General features: G+C 46.1%; 17 protein-coding genes and 2 pseudogenes. 9 read left to right on the top strand and 10 right to left on the bottom strand.

Annotation, left to right across the window (positions count from 1 at the left end; all coding sequences use genetic code 11):
* Nucleotide 1: 1 nt before the first annotated feature.
* The 7 genes and pseudogenes from K1X61_07145 to K1X61_07115 all read right to left on the bottom strand — a co-directional run bounded on the left by K1X61_07145 (nt 2) and on the right by K1X61_07115 (nt 7,221).
* A complete protein-coding gene (locus tag K1X61_07145) occupies nt 2-1,000 on the bottom strand; it encodes an NTP transferase domain-containing protein (GenBank protein ID MBX7108403.1) in 999 nt (332 codons plus the stop codon).
* A gap of 81 nt (nt 1,001-1,081) precedes the next feature.
* Nucleotides 1,082-2,176, bottom strand: a complete 1,095-nt coding sequence (locus K1X61_07140; protein ID MBX7108402.1) for an endonuclease/exonuclease/phosphatase family protein — start codon at nt 2,174-2,176, stop codon at nt 1,082-1,084.
* 28 nt (nt 2,177-2,204) lie between these two features.
* The gene (locus K1X61_07135) at nt 2,205-3,113 is read right to left on the bottom strand and encodes a rhomboid family intramembrane serine protease (protein MBX7108401.1); all 909 of its coding nucleotides are present in this window, start codon (nt 3,111-3,113) and stop codon (nt 2,205-2,207) included.
* Nucleotides 3,113-3,550 carry a rhomboid family intramembrane serine protease gene (locus K1X61_07130; GenBank protein MBX7108400.1) on the bottom strand — a complete coding sequence of 146 codons (438 nt, stop codon included), beginning with the start codon at nt 3,548-3,550 and terminating at the stop codon, nt 3,113-3,115. The genes K1X61_07135 and K1X61_07130 overlap by 1 nt, the downstream gene beginning before the upstream one ends.
* A gap of 39 nt (nt 3,551-3,589) precedes the next feature.
* Nucleotides 3,590-3,940: pseudogene (locus K1X61_07125) on the bottom strand (rhomboid family intramembrane serine protease).
* Between the two features lie 67 nt (nt 3,941-4,007).
* On the bottom strand, nt 4,008-5,840 hold the full coding sequence (mutL, locus tag K1X61_07120; protein MBX7108399.1) for a DNA mismatch repair endonuclease MutL: 1,833 nt from the start codon (nt 5,838-5,840) through the stop codon (nt 4,008-4,010).
* Nucleotides 5,841-5,970: 130 nt separating this feature from the next.
* Nucleotides 5,971-7,221, bottom strand: a complete 1,251-nt coding sequence (locus tag K1X61_07115) for an S-adenosylmethionine:tRNA ribosyltransferase-isomerase (GenBank protein ID MBX7108398.1) — start codon at nt 7,219-7,221, stop codon at nt 5,971-5,973.
* 115 nt (nt 7,222-7,336) lie between these two features.
* Here K1X61_07115 and K1X61_07110 point away from each other — a divergent pair, with 115 nt between their 5' ends.
* The 4 genes from K1X61_07110 to K1X61_07095 all read left to right on the top strand — a co-directional run bounded on the left by K1X61_07110 (nt 7,337) and on the right by K1X61_07095 (nt 12,901).
* Nucleotides 7,337-10,288 carry a serine hydrolase gene (locus tag K1X61_07110; GenBank protein MBX7108397.1) on the top strand — a complete coding sequence of 984 codons (2,952 nt, stop codon included), beginning with the start codon at nt 7,337-7,339 and terminating at the stop codon, nt 10,286-10,288.
* Between the two features lie 170 nt (nt 10,289-10,458).
* Nucleotides 10,459-10,980 (top strand): DinB family protein, encoded by a 522-nt coding sequence (locus K1X61_07105; GenBank protein ID MBX7108396.1) that lies wholly within the window; start codon nt 10,459-10,461, stop codon nt 10,978-10,980.
* 73 nt (nt 10,981-11,053) lie between these two features.
* The gene (locus K1X61_07100) at nt 11,054-11,770 is read left to right on the top strand and encodes an NRDE family protein (protein ID MBX7108395.1); all 717 of its coding nucleotides are present in this window, start codon (nt 11,054-11,056) and stop codon (nt 11,768-11,770) included.
* Nucleotides 11,771-11,857: 87 nt separating this feature from the next.
* Nucleotides 11,858-12,901 (top strand): hypothetical protein, encoded by a 1,044-nt coding sequence (locus tag K1X61_07095; protein ID MBX7108394.1) that lies wholly within the window; start codon nt 11,858-11,860, stop codon nt 12,899-12,901.
* 152 nt (nt 12,902-13,053) lie between these two features.
* On the opposite strand, the gene K1X61_07090 is transcribed toward K1X61_07095, so the two are convergent.
* The gene (locus K1X61_07090) at nt 13,054-15,561 is read right to left on the bottom strand and encodes a T9SS type A sorting domain-containing protein (protein ID MBX7108393.1); all 2,508 of its coding nucleotides are present in this window, start codon (nt 15,559-15,561) and stop codon (nt 13,054-13,056) included.
* A 92-nt stretch (nt 15,562-15,653) separates the two neighbouring features.
* On the opposite strand from K1X61_07090, the gene K1X61_07085 reads away from it, so the two are divergent.
* The gene (locus K1X61_07085; GenBank protein ID MBX7108392.1) at nt 15,654-16,379 is read left to right on the top strand and encodes a glycosyltransferase family 2 protein; all 726 of its coding nucleotides are present in this window, start codon (nt 15,654-15,656) and stop codon (nt 16,377-16,379) included.
* Nucleotides 16,380-16,573: 194 nt separating this feature from the next.
* Nucleotides 16,574-18,205 (top strand): glycosyltransferase family 39 protein, encoded by a 1,632-nt coding sequence (locus K1X61_07080; protein MBX7108391.1) that lies wholly within the window; start codon nt 16,574-16,576, stop codon nt 18,203-18,205.
* A gap of 175 nt (nt 18,206-18,380) precedes the next feature.
* On the opposite strand, the gene K1X61_07075 is transcribed toward K1X61_07080, so the two are convergent.
* Nucleotides 18,381-19,697 carry a DUF5106 domain-containing protein gene (locus K1X61_07075; GenBank protein ID MBX7108390.1) on the bottom strand — a complete coding sequence of 439 codons (1,317 nt, stop codon included), beginning with the start codon at nt 19,695-19,697 and terminating at the stop codon, nt 18,381-18,383.
* A 466-nt stretch (nt 19,698-20,163) separates the two neighbouring features.
* Between K1X61_07075 and atpD the strand changes: the two genes are divergently transcribed.
* The 3 genes and pseudogenes from atpD (at nt 20,164) to atpC (ending at nt 22,387) form a co-directional block, all read left to right on the top strand.
* The gene (gene atpD / locus K1X61_07070; protein MBX7108389.1) at nt 20,164-21,675 is read left to right on the top strand and encodes a F0F1 ATP synthase subunit beta; all 1,512 of its coding nucleotides are present in this window, start codon (nt 20,164-20,166) and stop codon (nt 21,673-21,675) included.
* A 98-nt stretch (nt 21,676-21,773) separates the two neighbouring features.
* Nucleotides 21,774-22,111 (top strand): annotated as a pseudogene (locus K1X61_07065) (four helix bundle protein).
* Between the two features lie 24 nt (nt 22,112-22,135).
* On the top strand, nt 22,136-22,387 hold the full coding sequence (gene atpC, locus K1X61_07060; protein MBX7108388.1) for an ATP synthase F1 subunit epsilon: 252 nt from the start codon (nt 22,136-22,138) through the stop codon (nt 22,385-22,387).
* 137 nt (nt 22,388-22,524) lie between these two features.
* On the opposite strand, the gene K1X61_07055 is transcribed toward atpC, so the two are convergent.
* The gene (locus tag K1X61_07055; protein ID MBX7108387.1) at nt 22,525-23,703 is read right to left on the bottom strand and encodes a hypothetical protein; all 1,179 of its coding nucleotides are present in this window, start codon (nt 23,701-23,703) and stop codon (nt 22,525-22,527) included.
* Nucleotides 23,704-24,189 lie beyond the last annotated feature (486 nt).

Below are 24,189 nucleotides of genomic sequence, written 5' to 3'. Positions count from 1 at the left end.
ATCAACGCAAGTCAATTTCTGTATCGTCGCCGAGGTTCAGCCGCTGACTCATACCGCGGATGGTGGCATCATTACCCACGAGCGAATGATGCAGCAGCACATCATTGATGATGGAATTGCTGCCGATGATGGAATCTTTAATGATGGATGAAGTGATGATGGTGTTTTCACCGATAGTGACATTAGGGCCCACGATGCTGTTGCTCAGTTTACAATTGTCGGCTATGCTCACCGGATCGATGATGATGGAATTTTCATGCTGCAGGTTGGCTGCATGCCCGTGCCCCATTTTTTTCAGCAGGATGGAATTGGTTTCCAGCAGTGTTTCTTTTCTGCCGCAGTCAAACCAGTTGTTCACTTTATAACCTTTAAACACAATGCCTTTTTCAATCATGCGCATGAGGGCATCGGTGAGTTGAATCTCACCCCGCGTCACAACTTTGTTTTTGATGTTGTAATCAAGGGCTTCAAACAAGGCAGCTGATTCATTGATCTTATATAACCCGACCAGTGCGAGGTTGGATTTCGGGATCTGCGGTTTTTCAATCAGCCTGCTGATGAGTCCGCCCTTCTCATCCATTTCCACTACACCGAACGTGCGGGGATCATCGACTTTTTTCACACAAAGCAGGGAGGTTGGCGCGGCAATGATTTCTTTCATGTTCAGGTCGAAGACACTGTCGCCCAGCGCGATGAAAACGGGCTCATTGTTTTTTACAAAGTCGCGGGCATGCCAGATGGCGTGGCCGATACCTTCGCGTGATGGCTGATCAACAAAAGTGGCATGGATGGCCGGATACCGGTTGGTTACATAATCACGTATTTTATCACCGAGGTAACCAATGATGAAAATATAATCTTTCACACCTGCTTCAATCATCTCATCAATGATGAAAGCAAGAATCGGTTTGCCGGCAATAGGTATCAGCGCCTTCGGCTGCGTGTAAGTATGGGGACGAAGTTTTGTTCCTGTTCCGGCAACAGGGATAATGGCTTTCATCAAAGGGTGTTTTGACCGCCCAAAATACAATAAAGCTTCCGGAGTGTGAAGCAGGGAGTAAGATTGCAGTAAAAGTAATGCCTATTCTGATTTCAGTTGCATAACACTGATCACCGGGTAGTGATCGGAGTGATCTTCACAGATTGTGCGGTAGCTGCTGATATCAAATTTTTCATCAGCAAAAATATAGTCAATGCGGTAAATTTTCGGAAACCCTGAATACGTGGGTGCAATTCCCCATCCGGCTTTTAAAAAGGCATCCTGCAGGTTATCAGAGAGCGTATGGTAAGAAAAGGAAGCAGGCGTATCATTAAAGTCACCGCAGGCGATAACCGGATACGGACTTTTCGCAATTTGTTGTTCAATATCAAGTGCCTGTTCACCACGGTAAATAAAGGCCTGTTTCAGCTTAGAAAAAATGGCACGCGTTGGTTTCACCTTCACGTCCTGGTTTTCCGAGATCTCTTCAAGATATTGATAATCCTGCCTGGAAAGGTAGATTGATTGCAAGTGGATATTGAACACTCTTACGATGCCGCCATCTGTTTTGATGTCGGCATAGCTGCAGGAGTTCTGTGTCTTGTTATCAAATTTTACGCTGCCATGATCAGCCACCGGATACCTGCTGAAGATGGCAGTGCCAAATGATCTGCCGTTTTTGCCGGTTTTCTTTTTTTCAAAATAGTAGTGCGATAAGCCAGCCGTTGCGGAGAGCTGACGGATAGTATTAAAGCTGCCGGTATCGTTGTTATAAAATTCCTGCAGGCAAACGATGTCAGGATGTTCACGTTTGATCATTTCCAATATACCCTGCAAGGCATTCTGTTCTTTGCTCCAGTGATAAACGTCAAAGTTGCGCACATTGTAGCTCATCACACATAAACCTTTTATCGACTTGGCAGTCGCCTTTTCCGGAAAATGAAATGCGCAATAACTCTTTAACACCGGAAGAGTTATTAAGATGGCCACAATGGAGATCAGGGTATATTTCAACCGCACCACCATCCAGAAAAGGAGAAAGAAGATATTGATGGTAAGAAACAGCAGGTAAAGCAAACCGAAGAATGACAGAAACCACCAGTCGGCCGGATTCAGGTAAATACTCCATCCGCCGGCAGCGAGTGCGATGGCGGCGAGCAGGTTCAGCAAAGCAAAGAGTCTCTTAAGAAATGTCAATCAGGAAAAAGGAATGTTTGGTGGATATTCAGCCTTCATTGCTGACAAGAAACAAAAATTCTTTTTCTTCTTTCGAAAGTGATTCATAACCGGATGCTGCGATCTTATCGAGAATCATATCAAGTTTTTCCTGCCTTGAGGGCGAGGTTGTTGTTTTATTGTTTCCTTTTCTGCTTTGATTTTCCTGTTTGCGGTATGTAACTTTCAACGAAGGCTTTGCCGAAAAAAGTTGCGCGACTTTGTCGAAGCACCAGTTGATGCCATATGATAAATCCCTGCCCTGTTGCAGCTGACGGATGAATACAAAGCCAAAGAGTGCTCCGCCCAGATGGGCGATGTGGCCACCTGCGTTGGAAGACGGAATACTGATAAAGTCAAGCACCAGGGTAAACAGGGCAATCCATTTAATTTTTATGGGACCGAAAAACATCAGCATGAGTGTGTAGTCGGGAACCAAAGTGGCAGCAGCAATCATGATGGCCATCACGCCCGCCGATGCGCCCCACGCCCTTGCATCAGCAACGGATGCCGCAAACACCGGGAAGACCTGGTAGCTGATGATGAACAATATAGCACCACAAACTCCGCCGGCAAGGTATAAGGGAAGTATCTTCCTGTTGCCAAGAAACTCAGTGAGGATACTTCCAAACCAGTAAAGCACCAGCATGTTAAACAAGAGGTGCATCAGTTCTCCGTGTGTAAACAGCGATGTGATCAGCGTCCAGGGCTGACGCAACAGCAGGTTGATGCTTGCCGGGACACCTAAAAAATCCGCGTAATAAGACGCATCCAGCCCGTTGCCGGAAAGCCAGAAAATAAGGCGGATAAGTTGAATGGCAAGAAAGACAATCACGTTAACGGCAATCAGCGGCACCACCATCCGGTCTTTCCGTAACAGCGTTTGTCTTAATTCACGCCACAGGGTATTGTTATTCATCAAAAGAAATCTTGCCTGTTATTTTTGTTCCACAAACGAATCAGGATAAAGCCGAATAACATTCCGCCAATATGAGCGAAATGTGCCACACCGCTTTGTGCACCTGAAAAGCCTGCATACAGTTCGAATAAACCGTAAAAAATTACAAAATATTTTGCTTTGATAGGTATAGGGGGGAACAACAGGTATAAGTACGTATTCGGAAACAGCATGCCGAAGCCAAGCAGCAGGCCAAATACAGCTCCTGAGGCGCCTACCACCGGTATGTCGGCCAGAATGCTCAGGAGACTGTTGGCCATATCAACAGACTGACTGATGTATCCGGGATCTGCAGGGTTATCTTTCCATGCAGTGATAAACTGGTCGATCATATTCATATTGAGCAGGTGATCATGCTGCGTGGTGAGCGTGGCAAATTCCGGAACTCCCGGATGCATGAGGTAAGTGTTCACCGCGCTCTGAAGCTGTGCATATTCAAACCAGCTTACGCCAAGGTGCAGGAAGGCCCCGCCCAGTCCGCAGATAAAATAATAAATCAGGAAACGTTTCGGGCCCCACACATTTTCCAGCACACTGCCAAACATCCATAAGGCAAACATATTGGAGAAGAGATGCATGATACTGCCATGCATAAAGATGTGTGTCACGAGCTGAAACGGCCTGAACAAATCAGAAGCGAAAAAATGCAGTCCGAGTATATTGACCAGGTCAATATTGAAATTATTTTGCAATACTACCGTGGCCAGGAACAGCAACCCGTTCAGTATTAGTAGATTCTTCACCACCAGCGGTAGTACCTGAAAGCCTTGCGGCCGGATATTAGTCATTTATGAATAAAGCATTAAGCATGAAGAAAACTGAATTTACTGACTGCATCCGTGAACGGATGCCATCTTATTTATCAAACAGCTTTTCAATTTCGTTTAAATCAAAAGTGATGACGGTATGTTTTCCTTCCGGTGTATAATAAGGAGTTTCACAGGCAAACAGCTGATCGGTGAGGTTGCGCATCTCTTTTTCCGTGAGTGGTTCGCCATGCCTGATCGCAGCTTTTTTTGCCATGGATAAAGCAAGCTGATGGCGCTTGTTCAGCTTAACGTTTGACTGACTTTGTTTGAATTCGTCGAGTATAGATTCAATAAGCTCTTTGTGATTGCCGTCACGGATATCAGAAGGGATACCATGTACCACAAATGAATTGCCACCGAATTCCTGTATGTCGAAGCCAAGGCCTGTGAATTCAGGCAACAGCTCGCGCAGCAACTCAAAATCAGCTGCAGCGATGTGCAGCGTCTCCGGAAAAAGCTGTTGCTGTGTGCTGAGGTTATTCAATTCAAGGCCTTTCAGATATTTTTCAAAAAGAATGCGTTCATGTGCGGCCTGCTGATCAATCAGGATGAATCCGGATTTGATCTGTGATACCAGGTAACGGTTATGCAACTGGAACGGGACGGTTTGTTTTTCTGAAAAATCTTCAATGGCAGCCGTGTTTTCAGCAGCGTCTTTTCCCCATGCACTGGGAACCGTTAATGTCTGCTGATCCTTCCTGCGGGCGATTTCATAAAGTTGCTCCCATCCATGTGAGGATCCCGGCGCTGCATAATCTTTTGGCCTGTTTACAATTTTCTCACGCCCGGCAAAGTCGCGCTGATCCTGCAGGCGTGGCAAGGCCGGCGCCGAAAACGATGACAGCTTATCAAACGCTGTTTCACGATCGAAGTCAAGTGTTGGCGTAATGGAATACTTGGAAAGACCTCTTTTCGCTGCGGCATTCACGAATGCATAGACGATGCGGTCATCATCAAATTTTATCTCTTGCTTCGTTGGATGCACATTGATGTCGATACGTGAAGGGTCAATGTCAATAAACAGCACATATAGCGGAAATGTATCTTTCTGCAGCAGCTGATCATATGCGCCGGTCACGGCATGATTCAGGTAATTATTTTTGATGAACCGGCGGTTCACAAAAAAAAACTGCTCACCGCGGGTGCGCTTTGCTGCATCCGGTTTGCCGATAAAGCCAAAGATGTTTACAATATTGGTTTTCTCTTCCACTGGCACCAGCCGTTCATTATACTGATTCCCAAAAACATTCACGATACGTTGTCGAAGGTTGCCCGGCGGAAGGTGAAATACCTGCATGCCGTTGTGATGCATCTCAAAATGTATTTCTGGATTGGCCAGGGCAATGCGCTGAAATTCTTCGATGATGTGCCGTGTTTCTACGGTATTCGCCTTCAGAAAATTCCTGCGGGCCGGCACATTGTAAAAAAGGTTCTTGATGGCGATGGATGTGCCCTCCGGCACTTGCGCCGGTTCCTGCCGTTTCACTACCGATCCCTCAATTTCCAGCAATGTGCCCAGAGTATCTTCCCTGCGTTTCGATTTCAGCTCTACTTGTGCGATGGCAGCGATGGAAGCCATGGCTTCACCTCTGAAACCCATGGTGCGTATTGCAAATAAATCATCGATGGTGGAAATTTTTGAAGTGGCATGCCGTTCAAAGCACATTCTCGCATCGGTTTCCGACATGCCGCATCCATTGTCGATCACCTGCACCAGTTGTTTGCCGGCGTCTTTAACGATAAGTTTGATCACCGTGGCTCCGGCGTCGAGCGCATTCTCCATCAGTTCTTTCACTGCCGATGACGGCCGCTGTATCACTTCGCCTGCGGCAATCTGGTTGGCAATGGAATCAGGAAGCTGATGAATAATGTCAGTCATTGTGGAAGGTTGGATTTCGCGTTGCGAATTTCGTTTAAAACTTCAGAATTTTATCTGCATGGATAAATTTAACCGCTACGGCTCACTAGGATGCGAGGTGAATATCAGCAGATTCAATCCGGGCGGTAAATTATGTATGGCTGCGTTTACTCCATAATAAACTGCCATCGCCATAGCTTAGAAAGCGGAAATTATGTGCAAGGGCATAGTCGTACACCATGCGCCAGTCATCACCAATGAAAGCAGCAACCAGCAAAAGCAAAGTGCTGTTGGGCAGATGAAAATTGGTGATCAGCCCGTCAACGATCTTAAAAGTATAGCCGGGTGCAATGATCAGTTTCGTGCTGGCTGTGAGCTGATTCAGCTTATGGCGCTGAAGGTATTGAAGAATAGCCATGAGCGATTGTTTTGCAGTGATGGATGATGTATTTATTGCTTCATCACTGGCCATCACTTCTTCATAGGGAGCCCATTGTGCAATTTGAAAGTCTTCCGCCCCATCCAGTATCATCTTCCCCAGCCAGTACATGCTTTCCAAAGTACGGCACGATGTGGTGCCCACGGCAATAATTGGCTCATCCAGTCGCGCAATTAATTGTTCCAGTGTTTCTTTATGCACGATCATCTGTTCCGCATGCATCGGATGATCGCGTATCTGCATTTCTTTTACCGGTTTGAAAGTGCCGGCGCCCACATGCAGGGTAACAAAGAGCCGTTGAATATTTTTCTGCTCTAATGCTTCAAAAACCGTGTTTGAAAAATGGAGGCCGGCAGTTGGTGCTGCCACAGATCCATCCTGTATTGCATAGATCGTCTGATAACGTTCTTCATCATCACCGGCTGCTGTTCTTTTAATATAGGGTGGAAGGGGCACAAAACCGGTAGCCTCCAGAATTTTTGCAAATGATATTTCTTCCGGGGTCCATGAAAAGTGAATTAGAAAGTCGTCACCGGCTTTGCCAGCCTGTTTCACTTCCAGTAATCCGTTCCTGCCGTCAATTGAAATTTTTTTAACCAGTTTTTTCTCCCGCCATTTTTTTGCATTGCCAACCAAGCAGCGCCAGGTACATGCGCCATGCTGAAACATCGCCAGTTGCATATCGTGAAATGGTTCTGCCGGCTCAAGCAGAAAGACTTCAATGGCTGCATGATGCTCATTTTCAAAAATGATACGCGCATGGATCACCTTTGTATCATTAAAGATGATGGTGGAATTACCGGGAAGGTGTTCTGCGATATCTCCGAACGCAGTGTCGGTCACTTTTCCATCTTCATACACCAGCATCCTGGATTGATCTCGTTGCGCCAGCAGATGCTGCGCGATTTTTTCATACGGCAAGGTGTAGGTAAAGTCAGCAATGAATAAGTTCTTCGGATGCATAGTGTCGCCTGGGCTTTAAAGGTAACCCTGAAAACAAACGATTGTTGCGCCTGCAGAAAATTGTTGAAGACTGTTTACCGGTAATGAAACGCAATGGCCTATTTTTACGCGCACTATGAGCAAAAGGATTTTGGTGCTGATGATGGCTTTCAATGGCATTGCACTTTTTGCAGGAAGCGCTCAGCATGAACAGCAATTTTCAGGGGACAATGGTATTCCTCCATACCTGTATGTAGCAAACCGTTGGGTGGATTCCATGCTGCAATCGATGACCGTGGAGGAGCGCATCGGCCAGCTTTTTATGGTGCAGGCTTATTCTCGCCCTGACAGTGACCAGGCCAAGGTGATTGACCTTATCACAAACTACCATGTCGGCGGCATTATTTTTATGCAGGGCGGGCCTGTCCGTCAGGCGCAACTCACCAATATTTTTCAGGGGCTTGCACGAGTCCCGCTTCTGATTGGCCAGGATGCCGAGTGGGGTTTGTCGATGCGAATTGACAGCACCATCCGGTTTCCGCGGGAAATTATGCTTGGTGCCATTCAGGATGATCAGCTGATTTATGCATTCGGCAAGGAGATGGCGCGGCAATGCAGGCGGATCGGTGTTAACGTAAGTTTCTCTCCCGTGGTGGATATCAACAGTAATCCGCTCAACCCTGTGATTGGTGACCGGTCATTCGGCCAGGATAAATACAATGTAGCGGCAAAAGGCATCATGTACATGCGCGGCCTGCAGGATGGTGGCGTATTGGCTTGCGCCAAACATTTTCCCGGACACGGAGATACCGACCAGGATTCGCATAAAACGTTGCCCACTATACAAAGATCGAGGGAGGAACTGGATTCAACTGAGTTATTTCCATTCCGCAAGCTGATAGATGCAGGGGTTGGCAGCGTGATGGTGGCCCATCTTAATATTCCTGCACTCGACACCACTACCAGCTTGCCATCCACACTTTCTAAAAAAATAATAACCGGCTTGTTGAAGGTTGATATGGGATTTAAAGGCCTCAGTTTTACCGATGCGCTGAACATGAAAGGAATCAGCACTTATAAATTACCGGGGGAGATTGAAGTGCGTGCTTTGCTTGCAGGCAATGATATCCTGCTGTTTTCCGGAAATGTGTCGATGGCAATCAGTCAGATAAAAGAAGCTATAGAGAATAATGAGATCAGCCAGGTGGATATTGATGCACGTGTGCACAAGATACTGCAGGCAAAATACTGGCTCGGGCTATCCGGGCAAGGTGTTATTGAAACGGATAGTTTGTATAACGATCTCAACAGCAGCAATGCGCTTTACCTGAATCAGCAGCTCACTGCTGCCGCACTGACCCTCGTGCGTAACAAAGCCGGTTTCCTGCCTGTGCAGGAACTGAAGCAGGTGCGTTTCGCTTCTGTAGCCATCGGTGCAACGGATGAAACACCCTTTCAGCAAATGCTCACCAACTATGCAGGGTTTACTCACTACCAGGTGAAGAAAGATGCTGCGGATAAGGATTTTGGTTCACTGCTCTATAAGCTGAAAGAGTATGATGTGGTATTGGTTGCCTTGCAGAACATGTCGCGTTACCCAGCCAACGGATTTGGTGTTACGGATGGCACCAAAAAATTCATCGCGGAACTGATGGCGGCAAAAGCAAAGGTGGTGCTGACGGTATTTGGAAGCCCCTATGCACTCAAATATTTTGAAAATGCTGATTGGTTGCTGCAGGCTTACAACGAAGAACCTGTTACGCAGCAGGTAGCAGCGCAATTGATTTTCGGCGGGTATGCAGCGGAAGGCAGAATACCCGTTAATGTATCAGGTACTATTGCCATGGGTACCGGCATGCCTACTGCTTCTCCCACCCGTGTCAGGTATACTTATCCTGAAGAAACGGACATCAGCAGTAAAAGGCTGGCAGTTATCGATTCCCTGGTACAAAATGCTATCACATCTCAGGCAACACCGGGTTGCCAGGTGTGGATAGCGAAAGATGGTAAAGTGATCTGGCAGAAATCATACGGACACTTTACCTATGACGCTGATGTTAATGTTGGTAATGATGATCTGTATGACCTTGCGTCCATTACCAAGGTGGCCGCTACCACCATGATGATCATGAAGCTGGTTGAAGAAAAGAAGCTTAGCCTGACAGAGAAAGCTTCAGATTGCCTGCCTGAGCTTAAAGGAACAGATAAGCAGGATATAAGGATTTATCAACTACTCACCCATGAGGCCGGATTCGCGCCTTACTTCCCGTTTTACAAAGCTACATTGGATAGTGCCGGCAACCTGGATAGTACCGTCTACAAAAGGGTGAGAGGTGGAGATTATGTAATCGAGGTTACACCTGATATTTTCATGAACAAGACCTACCTTGATACCATCTGGAAAAAAATCATCAGCACACCGCTGCAATCAGCGGGCAATTATGTTTACAGCGACAATGATTTTTACCTGCTGAAAAAAATTGCAGAGAAAATTTCCGCGCAGCCTCTGGATCTTTATATGGAGAATAATTTCTACGACCCGCTGGGGCTGAGTCATCTTTGCTTTCATCCGTTGTATTATTACCCCAGGGAAGACATTGTGCCCTCCAACTTCGATTATGTGTTCAGAAAAGAACTGTTGCAAGGCAGCGTGCATGACCAGGGCGCCGCAATGCTGGGAGGTGTGGGTGGGCATGCAGGATTGTTTTCCAATGCCAATGATCTGGGGGTGTTGATGCAGCTGTTGCTAAACAACGGTACATATGCAGGCAAGAAATACCTTGATTCAGCCACTATAGCGAAATTCACGGCAAAGCACAGTGCAAACAGCAGGCGGGGCCTGGGTTTCGACAAACCTGAAACAGTCGAAAAAAAGTCCAGCCCTGCATGTGCATCGGCTTCACCGGCAGCCTACGGTCATCAGGGTTTTACCGGCACCTGTGTCTGGGTTGATCCGCGATACCAGTTGATTTATGTGTTTCTTTCCAACCGGACATTCCCGGATGATGATAATAAAAAGCTGAACCTGCTGCAAACCCGTATCACTATTCAGCAGGCTATCTATGACGCCATGCTGGCAGGTGAATAACAGGAACGGAATCTTTGTATGAAGTCAAATCATCATGACTTTGCAGGAAATCAAAATACAATGTTTATGGGTTGTTAATATGAGGCGAACAGCGTCGTTTGACTCGCATTTTGCAGCTATTAATTGCTATCTTTGCCCCGTTCCCGACGAACGAATTCAAACTTCTCTGCATGCTGATTAATACCAACGCCGGATACATTTTTGATCAACTGCAGTTTTTGCTGCAAAATCTTACCGATGAGCAATACATGCGTTCACCGGAAATTTTTTCCGGCGCTTCTGTTGGCAAGCATTACAGGCACATCATTGAATTTTTTCAGTGCGTGGCTTTTTCCGGCGCAACCGATACCATCTGTTATGATAACCGCGCCAGGGATATCAGCATTGAAAACAACAGGCAGGTAGCTGCCGGCCTGCTGGCTGAGCTAAAGCAGGAGCTGGCTGAGATCGACAGCAGCCATAAACTTACACTCATTGGTAACCTGGCATCCGGAGAAGATGCTACAGATGCCTATATCGGCACCACGCTGTTCCGCGAATTTCATTATGCAGTTGAGCATGCCATTCATCACATGGCCATTATCAAGATGGGAATAAGCCAGGCTTTTCCGGGTGTGAAAATGCCGGTTGATTTCGGAGTCGCTCCCTCTACGCTGCGCTATCAGCAGGCAACTGCAGGCAGAAGCGCATAGCATGCTGCTTTGTATCTTATGTGTTTTTTAACGGTAAACAGCCAGTTGTTTCTCTTCAACATTTCCCAAAGCAATGTGTACTGTTAGTTTTGTGCCTGCCGGCATTCGATCATGTATCCTCACTTCCAATCGTGATGAATCGCTGCAACGCGGGCTGGCAATGGCGCCGCGCCGCCTGTTATACAACGAAAGCGTCATCATTTGTCCACAGGATCCATTGGCACATGGCTCCTGGATTGCAGCAGGAGAAAAAGGCAGGTTGACCTGCCTGCTGAACGGTGCATTTAAAAAGCACAAACGGCACCTGCCGTATCGCATGAGCCGGGGAAGGGTAGTGCTGGATTCACTCACCTTTGATTCGGCGGCATCCTTCGCGGCGGCTTATGATTTTACTTACATTGAACCATTCACTATGGTGATGGTGAGTAACGATGAAGATTTGCTGTTGTATGAGTTGCGCTGGGACGGCCATCAAAAGCATTTCAAAGAATTGAATGCCAGTGAAAGGCATCTTTGGTCATCGGCAACACTCTACGATGCTGAAATGATGGCGGAAAAAGAAAGTGTATTTGAAAAATGCATGGATGCTCTGCAAGCGATTTCAGCGCATACATTGTCGGGCATTCATGAAAAGCATTTCCGGTATGAAGACTGGGTATTGCCTCCCGCAAGAGTGACGGAAGTAGTCACCCTGAGTGTAACTGCTGTGGAATGCAATCCGGATCAATCATCCATGTATTATCGTGATCTTGTAAACAAAGAATTGCCCGTTGCCGTACTCTCTGTTTAAAGATGTGCAGGAATCATACAGCAACAGGCAGGCTGAACCGATTTTGCTTGCTTCTAATTCATAACTTTCCTTTTCGCTGTTGCCGATATGAAGAAAAAAAAGCCGATGCCGAAATGGCTGAAATGGGAGTTCTGGCCCTACCACATTTTTTACATACCGGTCTATTTCCTCATCGCCGTGCATGCGATACGTGCGCGTACGCTGGCCTATTTCACGCTGGCCAACCCAGGCATGCGCATGGGCGGCTTTTCCAGTTACTCAAAATATGCCATCCTCCAGCAGCTGGAAGCGCAATTTCTTCCTAAAACAATTTTATTCGAAAGCGTTCCTGCTGTAGCGTTATTGCTTTCGAAAATGAAAGAAGCTGAAATTTCTTTTCCGGTTATCCTTAAACCGGATGAAGGTGAACGTGGGTGGAAGGTGGAAAAAATTTCTAATGAAACGGAGTTGATAAAATACCTTTCTGATCCGCCGCAAAAGATGCTCTTGCAGCAATACATTGACATGCCTGAGGAATATGGCATCATGTATTACCGCTTTCCTTATGAGAAGAAGGGCCAGATCAGTTCGGTAATGAAAAGACAGTTTCTGATGGTGACTGGTGATGGCCAGTCAACGCTCCTGCAATTGTTTGAACAACATGATCGCTGTTTGTATCACATAGACAGGCTTACCCAGAAATTTAAGCAGGAGCTGCATACTGTGCTTCCGGCCGCACAGGTAAAGGTGCTGGAAGAGATCGGTAATCATAACCGGGGAACTACTTTTCTCGATGCACAGGAACTGATCAGCGACGAGCTCGTGCAGGTTTTTGATGCATTAAGCAGTTCCCTGGAAGAGTTTTATTTCGGCCGGTATGATGTGCGAACCCCATCATATGAGGAGATGCTGAAAGGAAATTTAATAGTGATAGAAGTGAATGGCGCCAACTCTGAACCAACCCATATTTATGACCCTGATATGAGCCTTGTAAAAGCCTACGGTGATTTATATCAGCATTGGAACATCCTTTTCCGCATCAGCATGCAAAACCGGAAACGAGGTTTCAAGGCCGCCTCCATGAAAGACCTTTATCGCGCCATTCAATCACATCTGAAAGAAAAAAGAGAACACCCGAACAGGATAGGTTAGGTAAGATGTAAATAACGTATGTTATTGTCTTCCCGAAAGTTAAGATCGGCGGTGAATAAACCAGTGCCCCAGAAAATGCACATTGGATTTTATGTTGACAGGCAATGCGAACGATTGCAATGACTTCCGCACAGCAATAAATTTTTTCACCTTCATTCCTTTGTTATTTTCCGTACAGTCACATGGTTGCTGCTTTTCAACTCCAGTAAATAGATGCCGGCCGGAATGGCATGCAGATCAATCACCTTCTCCTTTGTCATTTCTGCTTCACTATGCATAATTCTTCCATTCATATCACGAAGCGTAGCGGCAACTGGCGCAGCAGCCGACTTAATAAATAATGTTGACAGGAAAGGATTCGGATAAACCGAAACAGCCATATTATTCGATGACAGTTGCTGCATGCCTACGGAGTTGGGATCCAGTACTGCAGTCCACATACCCCTGCCATGCGTGAATATAAAAACACGCCGGTCGGAGGACCGTACCTTTACCTGCTGCACTACCACGTTTGGAATCGTATTGTCTTTGATCCAGTGTTGTCCGCCATCGGTAGTCAGGTAGAGCCCGTAATCCGTTCCTGCCAGGAAAAAATCATCCGGCCGGGCAGGATCAATTTCAATATAATTCACAGGCAATCCTTCCGGCAAATCACCACTGATGGAAGTCCATACCGGTGCGGTGGTGCCATTGGTCACTTTCCACAGGCGCGGCTGCTCGGAGAAATTGCTGAATGAAACATAACAAATGCTTTTGTCAGCCGGGTGAACGGTAATATTTGAAATAAAATCATTCGTGATGGAAGAAGGAACTGATGAACTCAGGTTTACCTCATCACCTGCCACGGCATTATAGCCATCATCAATACGATAGAAAATGGCCTTCTCGCCGCCAACATAAATGGTGGCACTGAAATCATGCGACAAGCCGATGGCATAGGGTGAGTTGCCGCCCGCAATCGGGTTCATCACGGGTTCCCAAGCGAATCCGCCATCCAGCGTTTGCCATACGCGCGTTTGCGTTACGAATAATAACTGATCACCATTGGAGAGGTTGATCTCAAATGGATTGATAAACCAGGCACCATCGTCTATGCTGCCGTCACCATCATTATCCATTGCGTCGTAAACAGGATAAAAAGTCGGGAAAGCATAATCTGCATCATCGGCCCGGTGGATGGTGCCATCCTGGTAAGAGACATAAGCGATAGTCGGATATTGCTGATTGACGGCGTTATAAGAACCATCGCCGCCGAATATTTCATTGAAAGTGGGGTTGGCAGCAAGGCAGGAATGTGTGCCGTTATCCTGCGCGCCGGCGATTGCGTTGATGCCGGAAGGAAAGTAGGAGCCGGCATAATACTGAATCGTATTGTAACCGTGATTCAGGTCGGTTTGATTAAAGCCTATCTGATCGGTGCGCATACGATAAATGCCTCCGTCATTTCCCTGGTAGAGCCGTGACGGTTTATCAGGGTTGAAAACGGTTACATGATGATCCACATGAATATTGATGCATTTCTTCCAGATCAGCCCGCCATCTGAAGAGTAGACTACATCACCTACACCAAAAACGATATAATCGGGATTATCGGGTTTCACCGCCATGGTCATCGAATACCAGGGAAATGACATATAAAAAGCAAAGTCTACATCAGGGTTGCCTACGGTGGTCCAGCTGATTCCTGCATCAGTTGATTTATAGATTCCTTTGATACCCGAATAGTAACCGCCTCCCGACTTTTCAAATGCAGCATATAAAACTGTTGAATCACTTGGCGCCTGTGCAATCTCTATCCGCGCAAAACTTCCGGAAGAAGGCAAGCCGGATGTAACCTGCTCAAAAGTCCCCGAGTCTCCGCTTGCAGAATAATAGAGGCCCGCCCCGTTCACGCCCATCCAGACGCCGCCTGAAGGTGTCACTTCCATATCGTTTATGAACTTGTCGGTGCTGTACACCTGATTCAATGATTCTCCGCCATCTGCAGAATGATACAGGCCGCTGCCGCCTGTTGCCACATAAAATCCGTTACTGTCGACAGGGGAGGTGGCTATACGTGGCAACGTGTTGAAAGCGGTTCCATCCGTTGATGGCAGATGACTGAAGGAAACGCCATGATCCGTGCTCTTATAAATACCGTTGCCGGGAATACCTGCCGAGTTGCCGGCACCTTCACCGGTTGCAGCGTAAATAATATCGTGATTAAAGTGATCCTGTGCCAGGCTGGAGATTGACAGTGAACTCAGGTAGTCATTCACCGCAGTCCAGTTTTTGCCGGAGTCGGCGGAAAACCAGATACCGCCTGATATGCCGGCTGCAAAGAGATGATCGCTGTTATCGGCGTCAAGCAGTATGGCGCGTGTTCTTCCGCCTATATTATCCGGCCCGAGTTCCTGTATGTTAAAGAGCTGTTCATCACGGTTGCCTGATTGTTGCTGCTGTGCTGCAATAGCCGCATAAGGTAACCGCGGAATATGGCCTGACGCATCTTTTTTCATACGGAAATATTGCTCCCAATAACCCGGATCTTCCGGCAGATCTTCCTCACCTGTTTCATTCCATACATGCGACCATGAAGGTGCTGCAAGAAAAGACGGGAATTGTGCGGCAGCTGAAGCAGGCAGAAAAAATACGACAAGCAGGAGTGAGATGGATTTCATAGTGTGTAAGGCAGGCAAATATATGGCTATTGCATGATTATTATTTTCTACTTTTAGCGCCTTTCCTTTTGCTGTAATTCCCAGTAGTTTCTATGCAAACTTTCCATAAGCTTTCAATCATCATTCCTGTTTATAACGAGGGCGAAACCATTCACCTTCTGCTGAACCGTATCAGGCAGGTCACCTTAGTCAATGGCATTGAAAAGGAGGTGATCATCGTGAATGATTGCTCTAAGGATGATACAGAAGAACGCATTTTTGCCTACCGGGAAAACAATCCTGATCTGAATATTCAGTATTTCAGTCATCAGCAAAATGCAGGAAAAGGAGCAGCACTCCATACAGGCATCAGCAAAGCAACGGGAGAATACCTTATCATTCAGGACGCCGATCTCGAATATGATCCTGATGAGTACAACATCCTGCTGAAACCGATCATATCAGGATTTGCAGATGTGGTATATGGTTCAAGATTTATGGGAGGAAAGCCACACCGGTTGCTATTTTACTGGCATTCCATCGGCAATAAGATGCTCACCTCTCTCTGCAATATGTTTTCCGGTTTAAACATGACTGACATGGAAACGTGCTACAAGCTTTTCCGGACCGACATCATACAGTCACTGAAGCTGAAAGAAAAGCGCTTTGGCTTTGAGCCGGAGGTAACTATAAAGCTTTCTGCCATTCCACAGGTGCGAATTTATGAAGTGGGTATTTCCTACTATGGCCGCACGTATGCGGAAGGAAAAAAGATAAGCTGGAAAGATGGCTTCAGGGCAATCTATTGTATTTTGAAATATGGATTGTTTTCTAAGTGATGTGCTTTTATAAAACTTATCGGTTGTTAGCCTGTTCAACGGTTGCCGGGTTGCATGCAAAACTTGTGTGAGCCATGAAGCAGACAGGCAATGATACAATGAATGAATTTTGACATGGTTACACTGTCGTCGCACAGTGTATGGCAGCGAATAGAGTGTTTCAGCATAGTGCATTTACACAGATAAACAGATCAGTGCAAAAACTTCCGGCACATACCGTCATCCTGATTTTTATCGCAGCCACCATTGTTTACATAATTGGTCTGTTCATCAATGTGATGGATGTGGATGCTGCGCAATATGCTTCTATCAGCCGCGAGATGATGGCGAACGGACGCTGGCTGCAGGTGCTGCACCGTGGCCAGGATTACTTGGATAAACCGCCCTTGCTTTTCTGGCTGTCGGCGATTTCTTTCAAACTCTTTGGTGTCTCCAACATGGCATATAAACTGCCTACTTTTTTATTTACACTGCTGGGCGTTTATTCCACTTTCCGGATTGGATCATTATTGTATGACAGCACCACAGGCACTGTTGCTGCCATCATTTTGTATACTACGCAGGCATTCTTTCTTTTTAACAACGATGTAAGAACCGATGCACTGCTTACGGCCAATGTAGCTTTTGCCTGCTGGCAACTCCTTGAATTCTCTGCTTCAAAAAAATGGCTCCATTTGCTGCTGGGTTTTGCAGGCGTCTCGTTTGCTATGATGGCCAAGGGTCCTATTGGCGCCGTAGTGCCTGCTGCGGCATTGGTTGCTCATCTTGCTTACCGGCGCGAACATATTAAACTTATCTGGTGGCAGTGGTATGCAGGAATTCTTTTCTCAATATTGCTGCTCTTGCCAATGCTCTATGGCTTGCAGCAACAGTATGGGATGGAAGGCCCGCTTTTCTTTTTCTGGACACAAAGTTTCGGCCGTATCACCGGCGAAAATGTGTGGCACAATGATGCGGGTCCGTTTTTCTTCGTGCATAATTTTGGCTGGTCATTTTTACCGTGGACTTTGCTCGCCGTGCTTGCATTGTTGTTTTTAATTTTTCAATTGACGAAAAAACGATTCAGCGCTTCCGCCATTCCCGAAGTGTTTTCGCTGGGCGGATTTGTCTTGCCTTTCATTGCATTGTCGATGTCGCACTATAAATTGCCGCACTATATTTTTGTTGTGTATCCGTTATGTGCCGTGATGACGGCAGGATTTATCTGTAATCAAAACAACAGTTTTCAAAAGTTTTTCAGGTGGCTTCGACGTATTCAATTTGTAATTTCAATCATACTGATGGGAGGAGCAGTGTATATAAGCGCCATTATTTTTCCTGCTGATTATATCCTGCTGTGGGTGATAGCAGGTGCGCTTTTATTGGCTGCCGGCTACTTTTTCTTTTACCCGAAAAATACGCTGGAGCAGCTGATTGCGCCATCTGCCATAGCTATCATCACTGTCAATTTCCTGTTAAGCGCTCATGTTTATCCTGCCTTGCTGAAGTATCAGTTTGGAAATGAAATGGCAACTATCGTGCAGCAGGAAAAGATTCCTGCAGACCGGATATATTTTTATAACTGCGGAAGTCATTCATTTGAATTTTATACGCAAACCATAATACCGTCTGTTGCTGAAAATGAACTGTCACAAAAGGTAGGATCAGCAGGAAGTTATTGGGTGATGGGCGGTGAGGACCTGCTGGCGGAGATAAAGAAGGAACAGTTGCCCGTTCAGCAACAATACAAAGTGCCTTACTATTCGGTTTCATTGCTTACCCCGGAATTCCTGAATCCGCATACCAGGCCACAGTCATTACGGAATATGTATCTCCTGAAATTATAATTGGCGAAGTTGCGGGAACACTTAACTCATTCGCAACGGCTGCTTGATGCATTATGGTGTAACGGAAAACTGTTCAGAGAATGCGGTTGCTGCGCAGCAATTTGCTAATGCACGGGATAAACAGCATTATGTCCTTGCAGCAATTCCTTGCAGCTAAGTCACCGGTCATCACGCATCAGCTTTTCTTTTGCGGCACGCCTTCCAGGTGATTCAGGAACTCATCAATCTGTTCTGCGCCAATGCGCTTGGCACGAATAACTTTTTTATCGTCGAGGATATAAATTACCGGTGTACTGTAAATATCGTAGAGTTGCCGGAAGTTACTCTGATGATTGACATCATTCACATTGATCCAGTCCAGGTTCTTTTCACGGATAAACTTCCTCCACTTCGCTTCATCCACTTCAATATCCACGGCGTAAACCTGCACACCTTTCGACTTCCACTTATCATACACCTCTTTGACCTTCGGTATCTCTTTCTGGCAATGCCCGCAGTCAGGATCCCAGAAGACGAGAATGGTATATTTCGCAGGCACCTTGCTCAGTATCTGCCACTGTCCAAGCGTGTCTTTCAAAGCCAGTTCCGGCGCCGTATTACCGATGATATTCGGGGCTATTTTTCTGGCGCGGTCAATGATCTTAACCTCCTGCGCCGAATCCAGCCAGTAAGCCTGCCCGGTCATGTAATATTTCTCCACCATGTGCACAAACACTTCATCCATGCCCATCACCTTCGATGTTTCATAAGTGTAGGTGATCCACCAGAGTACATACTTAAACACCTCGCTGTCTGCTTTCGCTTTTTCCACCACGTATTCCGCCGACTGGTTCACGGAATCGGGCAGCTGTGGCGTGAGGTCATTCATATACTTCTCTACCTTGGGAGCAAAGATCGGCGTGCGAAGCAGCCGCCTGTCGCTGAAATCCACGTTATCGAAATAGTGCGATTTGTAATACCGGTAAGCATACGTTGAGTCTTTTCTTCCATTGGGCAGGGTGGGGATCTCTTTCGGAATTTCAGGCTCCGGCAATGTCTTGAAAATTTTGGCCAGGAATGTTTCCGGGTTCTGCTGCATAAAATTGTTGCGGTAGCCGCTCATCTGCTCTTCACTTTTCTTCATCTCTTCGGTGATGACCGTGCTGTCTGCTTTGGTGGTGGCGGTTTTTAGTTTATTCTGCAACTCCATCGATTCCTTTTGAAGCCGCACTGCGAATTGCAGGTAATCATAAAACTGTTCATTGTCTTTCGACCCCTTCACCTTCATGTTGTTGATGGGATCGTCCCACGTTGTTTCCATGCTGAAATGCTGCTCTTTATCCACCAGCATTTCAAAATAGCGCTTATCAGGAAAAACAAAAAGATAAATCCCGCCCGGCAGGCTCATTCGACCTTCAAACACCACCGTGCCATTCACATCGGAGCGAACAGTATCCTGTATATATTGCTTGTCGCCATAATAGTTAGCAAGGTAGCAGGGTGTATCTTTCATCGCCGGTATATGAACGATGATCTGATAGCCCGGCTTTTGAGAAAAGCCTTGCGAGGAAAAGACAAGCAAGAATAGCGAAAGCAGGACCGCTGAATGTGAAGGTTCTTTCATAGAGCGGTAAAAATAGGAGGTTTTGAAATATTCGTTAAGGGGGCTATCCGGTTTAACAACTTTTTAAGAAAAGCGCTGAAAGTTTGGTAAGCATAGCCGGCTTGTCAATGAATCATGGTTGTAAAGGACAACAATTTTGGCGCCGCTCTTCGCTCCGGCCTCCCGTAGATGCTGTTAATATCAGCAACGGCACCAAATGTGTAAAAGCAACCTTGCAAATTAGAAATTCCAAAGCTATCTTTGCGGCCTTGTTGCGGGATTCTCCGTTCAAATTCAGGCTTTTTGACTTCGAATTGACTTTTGAACTTCTGACCTTTAAATCATTCAACATCGCTCATCTCAATACAAATATTTCATGCCCAACATTGGTAAAATAAAACAGATCATCGGCCCCGTAGTCGATGTAAGCTTTGCAGCAGAAGGCTCCAAGCTTCCAGAAATCCTGAGCGCGCTGGTAGTAACACGCGAAAATGGTCAGAAGCTCATTCTTGAAGTGCAGCAGCACCTCGGTGAAGACAGCGTCCGTACGGTTGCGATGGATTCAACGGAAGGCCTGAAACGCGGATTGGATGCAGTGGATACAGGCGCCAACATCAAAATGCCTACCGGCGACAAGATCAAAGGCCGTTTGTTTAACGTAGTAGGTGAAGCCATAGACGGAATAGGAGAGGTGAGCAATGAAGGCGGTTACCCTATTCATGGCCATCCACCCAAATTCGAAGATCTTTCCACGCAATCGGAAGTCCTCTATACCGGTATCAAGGTAATTGACCTGATTGAACCGTATGCAAAAGGCGGTAAAATCGGATTGTTTGGTGGAGCAGGAGTAGGAAAAACGGTATTGATTCAGGAATTGATCAATAACATTGCGAAAGCGTATGCCGGTATGTCGGTATTTGCCGGCGTGGGTGAACGTACACGTGAAGGAAATGACTTGTTGCGTGAGTTTATTGAATCGGATGTAATCCGTTACGGAACGGAATTCCGTCACAGCATGGAAAAAGGCGGTTGGGATTTGAGCAAGGTGGATCATGCGGAACTGGAGAAGTCACAGGCAACACTTGTATTCGGACAAATGAATGAACCACCCGGAGCGCGCGCGCGGGTTGCTTTGTCAGGATTGACGATGGCCGAATATTTCCGCGATGGAAACCCTAATGAAGCCAAAGGCCGCGACATTCTTTTCTTTATTGATAACATTTTCAGGTTTACACAGGCGGGCTCGGAAGTATCTGCTTTGCTTGGCCGTATGCCGTCAGCCGTAGGTTACCAACCAACACTTGCCACTGAAATGGGTGTGATGCAGGAACGTATCACGAGTACCAAACGTGGTTCGATCACTTCCGTACAGGCGGTTTATGTACCGGCCGATGATTTGACAGATCCTGCACCGGCTACAACTTTCGCTCACCTTGATGCTACTACCGTATTAAGCAGAAAAATTTCTGAGTTGGGAATTTATCCGGCTGTTGATCCGCTGGATTCTACTTCACGGATTCTGACCGCAGATATTGTCGGTGAACAACATTACAATACCGCACAAAGGGTGAAGCTGATTCTGCAGCGTTACAAAGAGTTGCAGGATATTATTGCCATCCTTGGCTTGGATGAATTGAGCGATGAAGATAAACTGACCGTATCCCGCGCACGCCGTGTTCAGCGCTTCCTGTCACAACCATTCCACGTGGCGGAACAATTTACAGGTCTGAAAGGTGTACTGGTCCCCATAGAAGAAACCATCCGTGGCTTTAACATGATCATGGACGGTGAAGTGGATGAATATCCGGAAGCAGCATTCAACCTTGTGGGAACGATTGATGATGCGATTGAGAAAGGGAAGAAGTTGATGGAGGCAGCGGGGGGATAGTAGTGAGTAGTGTCATGTAAGCGGTGAGTATTGTCTGTTGAGATATGTTATTTTTTATTTCATTCAAAATATTTGAAATGAATAAGTATCAGGAGTTAATGGTATGGCAAAAAGCTGTTGACTTTGCTCTAAGCGTTTATGAAACTACCAAAGAATTTCCAGTGGAGGAACGGTTTGGGTTGGTTTCTCAGATAAACAGGGCTGTTGCTTCTATACCTTCTAACATTGCAGAAGGTGCAGGAAGAGATTCAAAAAAAGGAATTTGTACATTTTCTATCAATAGCAAAAGGTTCTTCTTATGAAGTGGAAACGCAATTAATACTTTGCAGGAAGAATTGGATTCATCACTGACACAAAATTTAAGACATTAATTGAATCAACACATGAAATTCAAAAAATGCTTACTGGTTTAAAAAAGTCCCTTGGCAACCATTAGCTCACTACTCGCTACTCACTACTCATGACCCTCGACATCCTCACCCCCGAAAAAAAAATTTACAGCGGCAATGCTGATGCGGTATCTTTTCCAGGAACAGCAGGCGCTTTCCAGGTGCTTGATCATCATGCTCCATTGATTTCTTCTTTGAAAGCCGGAAAAATTACCGTGCGCAACAGCAAGGAGTCGTTGCAGTTTTCTACGAAGAGCGGATTTGTTGAAGTGCTGAATAACAAGGTCACGGTATTGGTGGAAGGCGCTGAACCTATTGAGTAAGCAGGCAGGCAAGCAAGAGAATTTTATAACAGGATCAGGCCTCCGTCAGGAGGCCTTTGGTTTTTATTGGATCATGATTGATTCAATTGTACGGATCGCACAATAACAGTTGAAAAATTTTTCCTAACGCACCGGTTTCAGTTTCTCACCAGATCCATATGATTGCTGATCACCTGCTTCATCTGCCTTTTCAGGTCTTCCGCACCCTGGAGCAGCATGTCAGTTTCTGAAGGATACGGCGCAGGGCCCACCCTGATCATAGCGGCGCTTTCGCGGGTTAATGCTTCCAAATCACCATTCGCGATGGCCCAGCTATGCTGAAATATTTTATTCGATGAAAAAGGCTCGCTGTAAAGCAACGACTGCCTCCGCGCATCATAGAAATCAATGGAACCGTTGATGGCAGCGGTTTTTTGCTGCAGGTATTCAGTCACGCCGCACCGGATGGTCTTTGTTTTAGGTGTTTTGATATCATTACCCAATGAATCTTTCTTCACATTGCCATTTGCATCCAATGCATACGTCCATCCGTCAGCCACATTTTTCGTTTCTGTACGTGTTGCAACTGTGGTCTGCAGATCAGGTGAGACGATGATCTGCCTGATGTTAATGATAATGTTGTAGTCTGTTGTCCGTGCACTAGCCGGCGGTCCGTAAAAATTCACCCATTTTTCATTTAGATCATAAAGCGGCATCGCCGTAACCTGTTGCTCCAGTGCTGCATAAAGCATGGCATTGGAATTATTTTCCAGTTTCACAAAAACCTGGTTTGTGCCTTGTACCTGTGCTAGTCTGTACATTTCCGCAACATCTTTGTAATCCGGGTAAATGCACATAAGCTGTTCGTACAAATCATACGCTGCCCGGGCCTGTAAACGGTTGTTGCTGTTCAGCTTTTGTCCTGCGAAAACATAGAGATATTCAGCAGCATTTTTTTTGGCTTCTATCAGTTCTTCATCATGCACAAAAGTGAATGTGGCATCGCGCTGTTTGGAGGCCAAATGCAGCGGAAGCAGTGGTTTAATCATGTTGCCATAGAGCACTAACGATGAAAATTCATCATACACCGGCAAGACATTTTCAGGCCGTCCTTCTTTTTTCAAAAAAGTGATGCGTTCCAAGCGCTGACGATAGAATTTTGCATAAGACGCTTCGAGGTAACTGATGGTCTCTTCATGGTCCGGATTTGACCGCAGCTTCTTCACTGCCTGCTCCACCGCTTTGTCGAAATCGCCCGACCGGTAACTGTGTTTCACCGCATTACATCCCCCGACAACCCATGAGATAACGATCACGAAGAGCGCTGTCCTTTTCATTTTATGATTCAACTGTTGTATATCCATTTTAACTGTTTGGATTTTGCATCCGCAAGTCAAAGAACATGCTAATTTTTCAATATGGAAAGCCTTGATGGCATTAAGGTCCGCTTTGCGGATTGTGGTGGATTGTTGCTGCAATTCAGCTGCAGCAGTGAAGTTATTTTCCTAAAGGGGTTGCGTAATGAAACATTGATTAAGCATGCAAGTGCTGCCTGTTGACGGCGATGTGTAAATGAACTGGCAAGTAGCAATCCATGCCTGATTACTTGCTGGAAAATATGCATCCTGATGATCACAGTCAACAGGCAATTCGATATTAGAAGGTGAATGTGCAGAACCAGTTTGTATGATTGAAAAAGAATTAGAAAAAGCAAAAAATTTAACAGGTGGAAGAATATCAGATGTGGAAGGATGCTAAGGGTCATTTTTTTGTCAAATAATTACCTACATAAGGCTTCGTAGTATAAATTTGCCCACGCAAAA

The sequence above is a fragment of the Chitinophagales bacterium genome, from assembly GCA_019694975.1.
GTDB lineage: Bacteria > Bacteroidota > Bacteroidia > Chitinophagales > UBA10324 > JACCZZ01.
Note: the sequence above shows the minus strand (reverse complement) of the source record. Positions and strands in the feature narration are given on the sequence as shown.